This window comes from Streptomyces sp. NBC_01635 (assembly GCF_045209715.1).
In the GTDB taxonomy this organism is placed as follows: domain Bacteria; phylum Actinomycetota; class Actinomycetes; order Streptomycetales; family Streptomycetaceae; genus Streptomyces; species Streptomyces hirsutus.
The window spans coordinates 4,380,494-4,393,100 of record NZ_CP109277.1; the positions used below are offsets into that span (position 1 = coordinate 4,380,494).

General features: G+C 70.3%; 7 protein-coding genes, 4 tRNA genes and 1 pseudogene. 7 read left to right on the forward strand and 5 right to left on the reverse strand.

What is annotated here, in order from left to right; translation table 11 throughout:
* Nucleotides 1–115 precede the first annotated feature (115 nt).
* Nucleotides 116–340 (reverse strand): helix-turn-helix domain-containing protein, encoded by a 225-nt coding sequence (locus OHB56_RS20390; RefSeq protein WP_406354873.1) that lies wholly within the window; start codon nucleotides 338–340, stop codon nucleotides 116–118.
* Between the two features lie 121 nt (nucleotides 341–461).
* On the opposite strand from OHB56_RS20390, the gene OHB56_RS20395 reads away from it, so the two are divergent.
* Together OHB56_RS20395 and OHB56_RS20400 are read left to right on the forward strand one after the other, a co-directional pair.
* Entirely contained in the window at nucleotides 462–1,133 is a 672-nt protein-coding gene (locus OHB56_RS20395; protein ID WP_406354875.1) for a helix-turn-helix domain-containing protein, read from the forward strand.
* Nucleotides 1,134–1,228: 95 nt separating this feature from the next.
* Nucleotides 1,229–2,287: pseudogene (locus OHB56_RS20400) on the forward strand (tyrosine-type recombinase/integrase); the annotation flags it as partial.
* 266 nt (nucleotides 2,288–2,553) lie between these two features.
* Here the strand turns inward: OHB56_RS20400 and OHB56_RS20405 are convergent.
* The 4 genes from OHB56_RS20405 to OHB56_RS20420 form a co-directional block, all read right to left on the reverse strand.
* Nucleotides 2,554–2,626, reverse strand: a tRNA-Lys gene (locus OHB56_RS20405).
* A 154-nt stretch (nucleotides 2,627–2,780) separates the two neighbouring features.
* Nucleotides 2,781–5,012, reverse strand: a complete 2,232-nt coding sequence (locus OHB56_RS20410; RefSeq protein WP_406354877.1) for a DEAD/DEAH box helicase — start codon at nucleotides 5,010–5,012, stop codon at nucleotides 2,781–2,783.
* 238 nt (nucleotides 5,013–5,250) lie between these two features.
* Nucleotides 5,251–5,799: a hypothetical protein gene (locus tag OHB56_RS20415; protein WP_326753573.1), complete on the reverse strand. Its 549-nt coding sequence runs from the start codon at nucleotides 5,797–5,799 to the stop codon at nucleotides 5,251–5,253.
* 95 nt (nucleotides 5,800–5,894) lie between these two features.
* A complete protein-coding gene (locus tag OHB56_RS20420; protein WP_326757071.1) occupies nucleotides 5,895–6,245 on the reverse strand; it encodes a metallopeptidase family protein in 351 nt (116 codons plus the stop codon).
* An 85-nt stretch (nucleotides 6,246–6,330) separates the two neighbouring features.
* Here OHB56_RS20420 and OHB56_RS20425 point away from each other — a divergent pair, with 85 nt between their 5' ends.
* The 5 genes from OHB56_RS20425 to hrpA all read left to right on the forward strand — a co-directional run bounded on the left by OHB56_RS20425 (nucleotide 6,331) and on the right by hrpA (nucleotide 12,606).
* On the forward strand, nucleotides 6,331–8,028 hold the full coding sequence (locus tag OHB56_RS20425; RefSeq protein WP_406354878.1) for a metallophosphoesterase: 1,698 nt from the start codon (nucleotides 6,331–6,333) through the stop codon (nucleotides 8,026–8,028).
* Nucleotides 8,029–8,108: 80 nt separating this feature from the next.
* Nucleotides 8,109–8,181, forward strand: a tRNA-Glu gene (locus tag OHB56_RS20430).
* Nucleotides 8,182–8,216: 35 nt separating this feature from the next.
* Nucleotides 8,217–8,291, forward strand: a tRNA-Asp gene (locus tag OHB56_RS20435).
* Between the two features lie 24 nt (nucleotides 8,292–8,315).
* Nucleotides 8,316–8,389: transfer RNA gene (locus tag OHB56_RS20440), tRNA-Phe, on the forward strand.
* A gap of 143 nt (nucleotides 8,390–8,532) precedes the next feature.
* Entirely contained in the window at nucleotides 8,533–12,606 is a 4,074-nt protein-coding gene (gene hrpA / locus OHB56_RS20445; protein WP_406354880.1) for an ATP-dependent RNA helicase HrpA, read from the forward strand.
* Nucleotide 12,607 lies beyond the last annotated feature (1 nt).

Sequence of the window (12,607 nt, forward strand, 5' to 3'; positions counted from 1 at the left end):
GAGGGGTCCCGGTCGCTGGCGAGCGAATGAGCCGGGGCCCTCGTCGTTTGCGGGGGCGTTGTGGCCGTCAGCGGGGGCCGGTGGTGAGAGACCGGCGTTTTGCTGGCGGCCCGTTTCATGCGGCGGCGAGAGCGGTCCGAGCCTGCGAGTCCTCGATGGCGAGGGCTGCGAGGATGTCGGAGCGCCGGACACGGAGTGCGTTCCCGAGGCGGAGCGTCGGAACCGGCAGTTCACCGCGACGAGCGAGGTCGTAGGTCAGCGTGCGCCCGATGTTCAGGGCGCGGCCCGCGGTGACGAGGTCTACGGAAGCAGGCAGGGCGAGGATTTCCTCAGTACTCATCGGTTTACGCACCACGGCAAGCCTCCTTGTCGAAATTCAAAGTTCACTGTGCGAGGTGAACATGATCCGACTCTAGGCGTACGGAGTGGCACTATGCAATCCGACGCGATATTTTGTAGATATGCACACTCCCAGCGAAGTTGCCGCCGCCGAGGTCAAAGGGCATCGGGAGCGCCGCGGCCTAACCCGCGAGGCGCTCGCCGACGCCTGCGCCCAACACGGGGCGCCCCACCTCACGTACGCCGCCATCGTCAACATCGAGACGGGGCGCAAGGACAAGGACACAAAGCAGCGCCGGCGGAACATCACCGTCGACGAACTCGCGGTCCTCGCTAAGTGCCTCGGCGTGCCACCGGTCGCGCTGCTGTTTCCCGTCGGCCGTGTCGACGCGGTGCAGCCGCTCCCCGGCCGCACCGTTCCGACCTGGGATGCGCTTCGCTGGTTCACTGGGGAGGCCGCCCTCCCCGTAGACCAGGGTGAAGACGCACCGCGCCGTTGGGCGGTCGAACAAGACGACTTCGCCGAGTGGAGCGCCGACCGCGCCGGCCTCACCTCGTACCGGTGGCACGACCGCTATCTCGACGAGTGGCACCAGGACCAGCAGGCGGCCACCCAGGCCCGCAGCGAAGCCGACCGCGAAGAGGCGGAACAGCGGGCAACCTCGGCCGAAACGAAACTGTGGGAGCAGCGCACCCGTCTGCGCGGCCTCGGCCTTGAACTGCCCGAGCTGCCCACCGAGCTACGTCACATTGACGCAGCCGACTATCGGCCGAACTGGGGGAACCTGCGGTGAAGGGCAGCGTCTACAAGCGGTGCAAGTGCCCGGCGCAGTACGACGCCAAGGGTCGGCGGAAGAACTGCCGGAAGGATCACGGCGCCTGGTACTACGTGGCCGACGTCGGTTTCGGCCCGGACGGCAAGCGTCGGCAGGCCCGTAAGGGTGGGTTCCGCACCGCGGACGACGCTGAGACCGCGCTCGCCGAGCTGCTCGCCCGTGTCACCTCCGGCGGCTACACCCACGACGACGGGCAGACCGTCGCGCAGTGGCTCGCCACGTGGCTGGAGTCGAAGGAGCGGGCCGGACTGCGCCCCACGACGATCCGCGCGTACCGGCACCACATCGACGACTACCTCGTGCCCCAGCTCGGCCGCATGCGCCTGCGCGACCTGCGCCCGCCGCACGTCGACGCGCTCATACGTGCCGTGAGCGACGGCAAGCGCAAGGCCGCCACCGTTCGGCGGATTCACGCGACGCTCCGTTCAGCCCTGTCGACCGCGGTCAGGCAACGACTTGTGTCCTACAACGCCGCGAAGGACATCGAGTTGCCCAAGGCTCAGCGCCCCAAGGCCAAGCCGTGGGAGCCGGCCGAGCTGGGCGTCTTCCTCGACAGCATCGGCGGGCACCGGCTCGGCTCCATGTTCGAGGTGATCGCCGGTACCGGCATGCGCCGCGGCGAGGCCGTGGGCCTGCGCTGGGATGATGTCGACCTCGCCCGCCGGATCATCACGGTGCGGCAGCAAGTTGTACAGGAGTCCGGGCGGAAGAAGAACAAGCAGACCGCGGCACCGTGCCCCTACTGCGAAGCCGGACACCTCGGTGTCTCGTTCGGCAAGCCCAAGACCGCGTCCGGCGAGGATCGCGTGATTGACCTCGACGAGGTCACGGTCGGCGCCCTGCTCGCACACCAGCTACGGCAGCAGGCCGAGCGGCAGCAGTGGGGCGAGGCGTACGCCGATCACGGTCTCGTGTTCGCCCGCGAGGACGGCAACCCGTTGCGCCCCGACGACGTCACTAAGCTGTTCGGTGCCCTCGTCGACGCGGCCCGGTTCGAGGACGACGCCCACCTTCCCGACGAACAGCGTCGGCGACTGCGCCGGGTGCGGCTGCATGACCTGCGCCACGGTCAGGCGTCGCTCATGCTCGCCGCCGGCGTCGACCTGGCGATCGTGTCGAAGCGGCTCGGTCACAGCTCCATCTCGATCACGTCGGACACGTATTCGCATCTGCTCGGCGGAGTTGGGCGGGATGCCGCGGACCGCGCCTCAGCTCTCGTGCCGCGCGCCAGGAAGACGGCGCCGGTCGGGCCAGCAGCGGGCCAGCGTGACCACTCGGTGACCACCCCGGCTACGGATTCAGCCGACGGCCAGGCCCCGGAAAAGACGAAACCCCCGTCTGACCAGGTCAGCGGGGGTCACGACCCCGAGGGGTCCGGTAGGCCCTGTGGGACTCGAACCCACAACCAATGGATTAAAAGTCCACTGCTCTGCCAATTGAGCTAAGGGCCCCAGGCGATGTTGCCTCCACGAGCATAGCGGGACGTGGGCGCGTCGTTGATCGGGTATCGGCGCGACGGGTCCCGGACGTGTCCCCTCCGCATGCGGCAGGGCCCGCACGACGGGTGTCGTACGGGCCCTGCCACGTCAGTCCGGTGTGCCGGAATCAGCCGTTGCGCTTCCAGCGCGGCTTGTCCTCGCGGCGGCCGAAGGAGCCGCCGCCGCGGTGCTCGTCACGACGGCCGTACGGGCGGTCGTGGGAGGCGCCGGAGCGGAAGCCGGGGCGCTCGCCCTGGCGGTCGCGGTTGACCGGACGGTCGCTGCTGCCACGGTGGCCGGGGCGCTCGCCGCGCTCACCGCGGTCGTCGCGGCGGAAGCCGGGACGGTCGCCGCGGTCACGGTCGCGGTTGAAGCCACCGCGGTCGTCACGACGCTCGAACGGACGGCCGCCACGGTCGCCGTCACGGCGGTCGTCACGACGCTCGAACGGACGGCCGCCACGGTCGCCACCGCGGTCACCCCGGTCGTCACGACGGAAGCCGCCACGGTCACCACCGCGGTCACGGTCACGGTCGCGGTTGAAGCCACCGCGGTCGTCACGACGCTCGAACGAACGGCCCCCACGGTCGCCACCGCGGTCACCCCGGTCGTCACGACGGAAGCCGCCACGGTCACCACCGCGGTCACGGTCACGGTCGCGGTTGAAGCCACCGCGGTCGTCACGACGCTCGAACGAACGGCCCCCACGGTCGCCGTCACGGCGGTCGCCGCGGTCGTCGCGGCGGAAGCCGTCCCGGCGGTCGGAGCGCTCGGTGTCGCGCGCGGTCTGCTGCTCCGGCAGCGAGATCTCGGCCTGGGCCGACGCCTCGGTGGCCGCCTCGGCCACCGCCGTCTCCGGGTCCTCGCCCCGCTCGCGGGCGGCCCTGGCGACCAGCCGGTCCGCCTCCTCGCGCAGTTCGGAGGCCCGGCGCTGCGCCCGCTCCAGTTCCTTGGTGAGCTGGGTGACCTCGCGCTCGGCCTGCTGGGCCGACTTGCCCGCCGACTCGGCCTGGACCTCGGTCATCGACCGGGCGCCGGTGATCTCGGCGAGCTCCGGGTCGAAGGCCGCGCCGCCCTGGATGATGTGACGCGTGGCGTCCACGCCCGCGTCCTCCATCAGCCGGAAGATCTGGCGCCGCTGGTGCGGCAGGGACAGCGACACGACGGTGCCGGTGCGGCCGGCCCGCGCCGTACGGCCCGCCCGGTGCAGGTAGTCCTTGTGGTCGCCGGCCGGGTCCACGTTCAGCACCAGGTCGATGCCGTCGACGTGGATACCGCGCGCGGCGACGTCCGTGGCGACCAGGACGTTGACGTAGCCGTCCTTGAAGTCGGCCAGCGTCCGCGTCCGCGCGCCCTGGGTCATGCCGCCGTGCAGCGCGTCGGCCTTGGCGCCCGCCTCGCGCAGCTGGTCGGCGACCCGGTCCGCGCCCAGCTGGGTACGGACGAAGATGATGGTGCGGCCCTTGCGGGAGGCGATGGCCGCGGTGACCGGCGCCTTGTCCTTCGGCTTCACGACCAGGATGTGGTGCGACATCGTCGTGACGGCGCCCTGGGCGGCGTCGACCTCGTGGTGGACCGGGTCCTTCAGGTACCGGTCGACGAGGGTCTTGATCTCGTTCTCCATGGTCGCGGAGAACAGCATCCGCTGGCCGCCCGCCGGGATCTGGTCGAGCAGCTCGGTGACCTCGGGCAGGAAGCCCAGGTCGGACATCTGGTCGGCCTCGTCGAGGACGGCGATCTGCACGTTCTCCAGGGAGCACGCGCCGCGGTTGATGATGTCGCGCAGTCGGCCGGGGGTGGCGACCAGGACGTCGACACCGCGCTCGAGGGCGTAGATCTGGTTGCCCATGGAGGTGCCGCCGCAGACGACCTTCATCTTCAGCCCGAGGACGTCCCCGTACGGCTGGAGCGCGTCGGCCACCTGCATGGCGAGTTCACGCGTCGGCGTCAGGATGACGGCGCGCGGCTTGTGCTTCTCGGTCCGGCCGCCGGACAGCGTGGTCAGCGTCGGCAGACCGAAGGAGAGGGTCTTGCCGGAGCCGGTGCGGCCCCGTCCGAGGATGTCCTTGCCGGCCAGGGCGTCCGGGATGGTCGCCGCCTGGATCGGGAAGGGGCTGGTCACGCCGTTCTGCGCGAGCTTGCGCACGACGCCCTCGGGAAGACCGAGGGAGGCGAAGGTGAGCTCGGGGGTGCTGTCCGCGCTGACGCCGTCGTCGATGACGTCGAGGTCGGTGGTGACGTCCGCGACATCCGCGATGTCGGCGATGTCGGCGGCGACGTCAGGGGTGACGACGGTGGTGATGTCGGTGTCCTCGGTGTTCTCGGGCACGACGACGTGATCAGTACTGGCGATGGGCATACGAATGCGAAACCTTCCGGAGTCTCTTCGGCACGCGCCCGTCAACTCCGTGATTCGCAATTCGCAATATGACCGCCTCGATGCGGTCCACCACGGTAAGGGGAGAGTACGCGCCACACGGCGCGCTCTGCAGTGGCGCCGGGCAAATAGGATCAAACGATCTGCCACCATACGCACCCTGTACCCCCAAAAGCAAACCGGGAGCTCACAGCGGTGGGACGAGGCACGGAGCGGGTTCCTAGACCGGCGCCCCCGCCTCCGGTGCGGGCTCCCGGTGCACCAGTTGGACCTCCGGCGGCTCGTGCGCCGACGAGGACGGCTCCGCGGCCGTCGGCTCCGGCGGGACCGAGGGCTCCGGCGGCGCCTGTGTGGGCTCCGGATCCGCCGGCCGGGTGGGTTCCGGCAGTTCCGGCCGACTGTCAGGGGTCGGCCCCGCCGACGCACCCGGCCCGCCGTCGTCCGGCACCGGCCCACTCGTCCCCGGGGAGGGCGACACCCCGGCGGCGGACGAGGCTCCCGCCCCGCCCTTCTTCCGTTGGCCCCGCTCGCCCTTCCTGCCGCCGCCCTCGCGGTGCTCGCTCCCGCCCTCGGCCGCCGCGGCACCATGACCGCCCTTGCCGTCCGGCACCTCGGGCCCCCCGTCGGGCGCCTCGCCCTCCGAACGGCCCGCGGAAGACGTCGGCCCGGCCCCGGCCGGCCCCTCCCCACCGACACTCATGCAGCCGGCGGCAGCGACGACGGCCAGGACGGTGGCGGCCAGGCGGACAGGTACGTACAAGGGGCGCACGAGGCCACCTCCGGTCGGAATGCTGGGTCGGACTGCCCAACTCCCGCCACCCGCAAGAGGACACGCCGTCGGCACACCGGTGACACGCCGGTGACCTATCCGTAGCCGAGTGCGTGCAGCCGGGCGTCGTCGATTCCGAAGTGATGCGCGACCTCGTGCACCACGGTGATCTCCGCCTCGGCGACGACGTCCTCCCGGGACTCGCACATCCGCAGGGTCGGCCCCCGGTAGATGGTGATCCGGTCCGGCAGCACCCCCGCGTACCACTCGCCCCGCTCGGTCAGCGGAGTCCCCTCGTACAGCCCCAGCAGCTCGGGATCGTCCGCCGGCGGCTCGTCCTCGACGAACACCGCGACGTTGTCCATCAGCCGCGTCAGCTCCGGCGGGATCCGGTCGAGCGCCTCGGCGACCAGTTCCTCGAACTCCCCACGCGTCATCTCCAGCACAGGGCCATTGTCAGTCATGACCCATCCGTACGAGTGCCGCCGGACGTCCCGCATATCCGGCGCGCCGCATGGGCATACGGGACCAATGGCACGCGTCCCCTCCGCAGCAAGGAACCTCCGTCACCGCATCCGAAGGGTCCCGCGAGCCCTCACCCGCCGTCACCGCTCCCGCCGCCCCGCCGCCACGGCGACGGCCGTCACCACCACACTCGCCGCCCGGCCCCCCCGCCCCTGGAAACGCGTCGTCGGACTCTTCGCCGTCGTCCTGCTGGGCGCCTGGCTCGGCCTGCTGATCGTGGGCGATGTGCGCGTCCCCGTCGGCCCCATGGACACGACCATGACCCTGCGCCCGTCCCTCACGGGCGGTACGAAGATCAACGTGTCTCCCCTGGGAGCCCTCGAACTCGACAGCCACCACGCCCCCGTCCGCCTCGACGTGAACGTCGACCAGCTGGACCCCGCCCGCTCCCAGGCCCTCGTCGACCGCCCCGAGCGCCTCTCCGGGCTCCAGGACGAAGTCACCCAGGACATCGCCCGCGGCACCGCCGACCTCGCCGTGCGCTCCGTCGTCGCCGTCGTCACCGGCGCCACCGCTCTCGGCCTCGCCGTCTACCGCCGCCCGCGCCGGGCCCTGGCTGCGGGCGGCCTCGCCCTCACCCTCCTGGCCGCGTCCGGCGGCACCGCCTACGCCACCTGGAACCCGGACTCCGTCCTGGAACCGAGGTTCTCCGGGCTGCTCTCCTCGGCGCCCTCCCTGGTCGGCAACGCCCGCAGCATCGTCACGGAGTTCGACGTCTACCAGAAGGAGCTGGCCCGCCTGGTCACCAATGTGACGAAGCTCTACGACGCCACCTCCACGCTCCCCGCTTACCAGCCCGACCCGACCACCCTCCGGGTCCTGCACGTCTCCGACATCCACCTCAACCCCGCGAGCTGGGCGATCATCGCCTCGCTCGTCGAGCAGTACCAGGTGGACGTCATCGTCGACTCCGGCGACACCATGGACCACGGCACCGCCGCCGAGAACGGCTTCCTCGACCCCATCGAGGACCTCGGCGCCCCCTACGTCTGGGTCCGCGGCAACCACGACTCGCTCGTCACCCAGCGCTATCTCGAAGGCCTCGAGAACGTCCACGTCCTGGACGACGGACGGGCCAGGACCGTCGCGGGCCTGCGCTTCGCCGGCATCGGCGACCCGCAGTTCACCCCGGACCGCTCCACGAAACCCGGCGCCGCGCAGTCCCAGGAACTCGCGGGCGCCCGTCTGGCCTCCGCCCTGCGGGACCAGCGGGCCGCCGGCACCCCGGTCGACGTGGCGGTCGCCCATGAACCGGCGGCGGCCCGCGAGGTGGACGGCACGGTGCCCCTCGTCCTGGCCGGGCACGTCCACCGCCAGAAGACCGAGGTCATGAAGTACGGCACCCGGCTCCGCATCGAAGGCTCCACCGGCGGCAGCGGCCTGCGCGCGATCGAGGGCGAACACCCCGACCCGATCGAGACCTCGATCCTCTACTTCGACCGCGACACCCGCCGCCTCCAGGCCTGGGACGCGATCAGACTGGGCGGCCTGGGCCTGACCACGGCGGAGGTCAGCCGGCACCTCCCGGAGGAGAACCAGCCGGGCGCGTCCCGGTCCGGTGCTCCCTCCGGCTCTCCGTCGGGGTCACCCACGGGCTCACCTGCCGATTCCCCTTCCGGCTCCCCTTCCTCGCCGTCGTCCCCGCCGTCATCCCCGCCGCCCGCCCGGCTCCCCTCCCCCACCTCCTCGGCACCCGTGCCGTAAACCGTTTTGGCGATCCCTCCCGGCATCACATATGCTTCGGACGTCCCCGACGCGCTGAGAAGCGCCCAGGCGGGCCGATAGCCCTCATCGTCTAGCGGCCTAGGACGCCGCCCTTTCAAGGCGGTAGCACGGGTTCGAATCCCGTTGGGGGCACGCACCACCCTGTGCGACACTGTCGTACGGAGCTTGGTCCTGTGGAGCAGTTTGGAGTGCTCGCCACCCTGTCAAGGTGGAGGCCGCGGGTTCAAATCCCGTCAGGACCGCTGAGGTTTCCCAGGAAATCTCGTGGCTGGGTAGCTCAGTTGGTACGAGCGATCGCCTGAAAAGCGATAGGTCGCCGGTTCGACCCCGGCCCCAGCCACATCACACACCCCCTCCGGGTTCCGGAGGGGGTGTTCTCGTGCACTCATCGGTCCTGGTGGCTCAAGGTGCGGTGAGGGCCGCGGACCGGCGGGCCAAAACCGTTCGCCACAGAATTCTCGAGAATGAGATCCTGGTTCCCGTATGTCCACGCACCCTGCCTCCGCCCCCTCCTCCGGCGCCCCCTCCTCCGGCGCCCCCTCCTCCGGCGCCCCTTCCTTCGGCACTCTCGCTTCTCGCCTGACCGAGCTCTCGCTGCGCGACACGCAGCGGCTCGGGCGCAGGCTCGAAGGTGCGCGCACGATCCGCAAGCCGGAGGCCAAGGCTTCCGTGCTCGGCGAGATCGAGGCGGAGGTCGCCAAGGCCGAGGAGCGGATGGCCCGGCGGCGGGCGCGGGTGCCGGCGATCACGTATCCGGAGCAGTTGCCGGTCAGCCAGAAGAAGGACACGATCGCCGAGGCCATCCGCGACCACCAGGTGGTGATCGTCGCGGGTGAGACCGGTTCCGGCAAGACCACGCAGATCCCGAAGATCTGCATGGAACTGGGCCGGGGCGTCCGCGGGATGATCGGGCACACCCAGCCCCGCCGGATCGCCGCCCGCACGGTCGCGGAGCGGGTCGCGGAGGAACTGGACACCCCCCTCGGGGAGGCCGTCGGCTGGAAGGTGCGGTTCACCGACCAGGTGAGCCCGGAAGCCACCTTCGTGAAGCTGATGACCGACGGCATCCTGCTCGCCGAGATCCAGACGGACCGTGAGCTGCGCGCCTACGACACGATCATCATCGACGAGGCCCACGAGCGGTCGCTGAACATCGACTTCCTGCTGGGCTACCTCGCCCAGCTGCTGCCCAGGCGACCGGACCTGAAGGTCGTCATCACCTCGGCGACCATCGACCCGGAGCGGTTCTCCCGGCACTTCGGCGACGCGCCGATCATCGAGGTCAGCGGTCGCACGTATCCCGTCGAGGTGCGGTACCGGCCGCTGCTCGAGGAGGACTCGGAGGACGCCGACCGCGACCAGATCACCGCGATCACGGACGCGGTCGAGGAGCTGATGGCCGAGGGGCCCGGCGACATCCTGGTCTTCCTGTCCGGCGAGCGGGAGATCCGGGACACGGCGGACGCGCTGACGAAGAAGGCGTATCCCCGCGCCGGCGGCGCTGATCGGCACGGCATCGAAGTGCTGCCGCTCTACGCGCGGCTCTCGCACGCCGAGCAGCACCGTGTCTTCCAGCAGCACAGCGGCCGCAGGATCGTTCTGGCGACCAACGTCGCGGAGACGTCACTGACGGTGCCGGGCATCAAGTACGTCATCGACCCCGGGTTCGCGCGGATCTCCCGCTACAGCCACCGGACCAAGGTGCAGCGGCTGCCGATCGAGCCGGTGTCGCAGGCCAGCGCCAACCAGCGCAAGGGCCGCTGCGGACGTACGTCGGACGGCATCTGCATCCGGCTGTACAGCGAGGACGACTTCGTCACCCGCCCGGAGTTCACGGACGCGGAGATCCTCCGGACCAACCTGGCGTCGGTCATCCTGCAGATGACGGCGGCGGGCCTCGGCGAGATCGAGAAGTTCCCCTTCATCGACCCGCCGGACCATCGGAACATCCGCGACGGCGTGCAGCTGCTCCAGGAACTCAACGCGCTGGATCCGGCGCAGAAGGACCCCCGTAAGCGGCTGACGGAGACCGGGCGCAAGCTGGCCCAGCTGCCGGTCGACCCGCGGCTGGCGCGCATGGTGCTGGAGGCGGACCGCAACGGCTGCGTCCGCGAGGTCATGGTGATCGCGGCGGCGCTGTCCATCCAGGACCCGCGCGAGCGGCCGGCCGACAAGCAGACCCAGGCGGACCAGCAGCATGCCCGGTTCCGGGACGAGACCAGCGACTTCCTCGCCTACCTCAACCTGTGGCGCTATGTACGGGAGCAGCAGAAGGAGCGCGGCTCGTCGTCCTTCCGGCGCATGTGCAAGCAGGAGTACCTGAACTTCCTGCGGATCCGTGAGTGGCAGGACATCTACACGCAGCTGCGCACGGTCGCCAAGCAGATGGGCATCCACCTCAACGAGGAGGACGCCCCCGGCGACCGCATCCACATCTCCCTCCTCTCGGGCCTGCTCTCCCACATCGGGATGAAGGACGTGAAGGAGTCGAAGGACTCCGGTCAGAACGGGCGCAAGGACGGGAACGGCCGCAAGGACGGCGGCGGACGCGGCGAGTACGTGGGCGCGCGCAACGCCAAGTTCGCGATCTTCCCGGGTTCGGCGCTGTTCAAGAAGCAGCCGCGGTTCGTGATGTCGGCGGAGCTCGTCGAGACCTCCCGGCTGTGGGCACGGGTCAACGCGAAGGTCGAGCCGGAGTGGGTCGAGCCGCTCGCCGAGCACCTGCTGAAGCGCACGTACAGCGAGCCGCACTGGGAGAAGGACCAGGCCGCGGTGATGGCGTACGAGAAGGTCACGCTGTACGGCGTACCGATCGTCGTCCAGCGGAAGGTGAACTACGGCCGGATCGACGCCGAGGTGTCGCGCGAGCTGTTCCTCCGCAACGCGCTGGTCGAGGGCGACTGGCGCACGCATCACAAGTTCTTCGCGGACAACCGCAGGCTGCTCACCGAGGTCGAGGAGCTGGAGCACCGGGCGCGGCGCCGGAACATCCTGGTCGACGACGAGACCCTGTTCGACTTCTACGACCAGCGGGTGCCCGAGCACGTCGTGTCGGGGGCGCATTTCGACTCGTGGTGGAAGCACAAACGGCACGAGCAGCCGGATTTCCTCGATTTCGAGCGCGAGATGCTCATCCGGGAGTCGGCCGAGGCCGTCACCAAGGCCGACTATCCGGACTCCTGGCGGCAGGGCGCCCTCACGTTCCGGGTGACGTACCAGTTCGAGCCGGGTGCGGACGCGGACGGGGTGACGGTCCACGTGCCGCTCCAGGTGCTGAACCAGGTCACGGACGAGGGCTTCGACTGGCAGATCCCGGGGCTGAGGGAGGAGGTCGTCACGGAGCTGATCCGTTCCCTCCCCAAGCCGATCCGCCGCCACTACGTGCCGGCGCCGAACTACGCGAAGGCGTTCCTGGAGCGGTCGGTGCCCCTCCAGGAGCCGCTGACCGTGACGATGGCCCGCGAGCTGAAGCGCATGGTCGGGGTGCCGTTCGACGCGGACGACTTCGACTGGTCCAAGGTCCCCGACCACTTGAAGGTCACCTTCCGGATCGCCGACGAGCGGCGCCGGAAGATCGCCGAGGACAAGGACCTGGAGGCGCTCCGGATCCGGCTGAAGCCGAAGGCCCGCCAGGCGCTCTCCCAGGCGGCGGCCGCCACGGCCCAGCGCGAGGGCGGTGAGTCGCTGGAGCGGACGGGTCTGACCGACTGGACCGTCGGCACGCTGACCCGTGTCTTCGAGACACGGCGGGCCGGTCAGCCGGTGAAGGCGTTCCCCGCACTGGTCGACGACGGCGACACGGTCTCCGTACGCCTCTTCGACACGGAGGCGGAACAGCAGCCGGCGATGTGGAAGGGCATGCGTCGTCTGATCCTGCGCAACATCCCGGTGAACCCTGCGAAGTTCGCATCCGAGAAGTTGACGAACGCCCAGAAGCTCGCCCTGTCGGCGAATCCGCACGGTTCCATCCAGGCGCTGTTCGAAGACTGCGCGACGGCGGCGGCGGACCGGCTGATCGCGGACTTCGGCGGGCCCGTGTGGGACGAGGAGTCGTACCGCAAGCTGTACGACAAGGTGCGCGCCGAGATCGTCGACACGACCGTCCGCGCAGTGGGTCAGGTGCAGCAGGTGCTGGCCGCCTGGCAGGCGTGCGAGCGACGGCTGAAGGGCGTACGCAGCCCCGCGCTGCTGGCCAACCTCCAGGACGTGCGCGGACAGTTGGACGCCCTGGTGAAGCCGGGCTTCGTGACGGAGACGGGACTGCGCCGGCTGCCGGACCTGATGCGGTACCTGGTGGCCGTGGACCGTCGCCTCCAGCAGATGCCGGCGAACGTCCAGCGGGACACGACCCGCATGGAGAAGGTCCGCGAGATGCGGGACGAGTACGCCTGGCTGCTGGAACAGCTGCCCCAGGGCCGTCCGGTGCCGCAGCAGGTGCTGGACATCCGCTGGATGATCGAGGAGCTCCGGGTCAGCTATTTCGCCCACGCCCTGGGCACGGCGTACCCGGTCTCGGACAAGCGGATCGTGAAGGCGATCGACGCCGCCGTTCCGTGAC

Excerpts from the sequence above, each read along its gene's own strand:
- OHB56_RS20390 (WP_406354873.1), bottom strand. The coding sequence starts at position 340 with ATGAGTACTGAGGAAATCCTCGCCCTGCCTGCTTCCGTAGACCTCGTC.
- OHB56_RS20395 (WP_406354875.1), top strand. The coding sequence starts at position 462 with ATGCACACTCCCAGCGAAGTTGCCGCCGCCGAGGTCAAAGGGCATCGG.
- OHB56_RS20410 (WP_406354877.1), bottom strand. The coding sequence starts at position 5,012 with ATGCCCATCGCCAGTACTGATCACGTCGTCGTGCCCGAGAACACCGAG.
- OHB56_RS20425 (WP_406354878.1), top strand. The coding sequence starts at position 6,331 with ATGGCACGCGTCCCCTCCGCAGCAAGGAACCTCCGTCACCGCATCCGA.
- hrpA (WP_406354880.1), top strand. The coding sequence starts at position 8,533 with ATGTCCACGCACCCTGCCTCCGCCCCCTCCTCCGGCGCCCCCTCCTCC.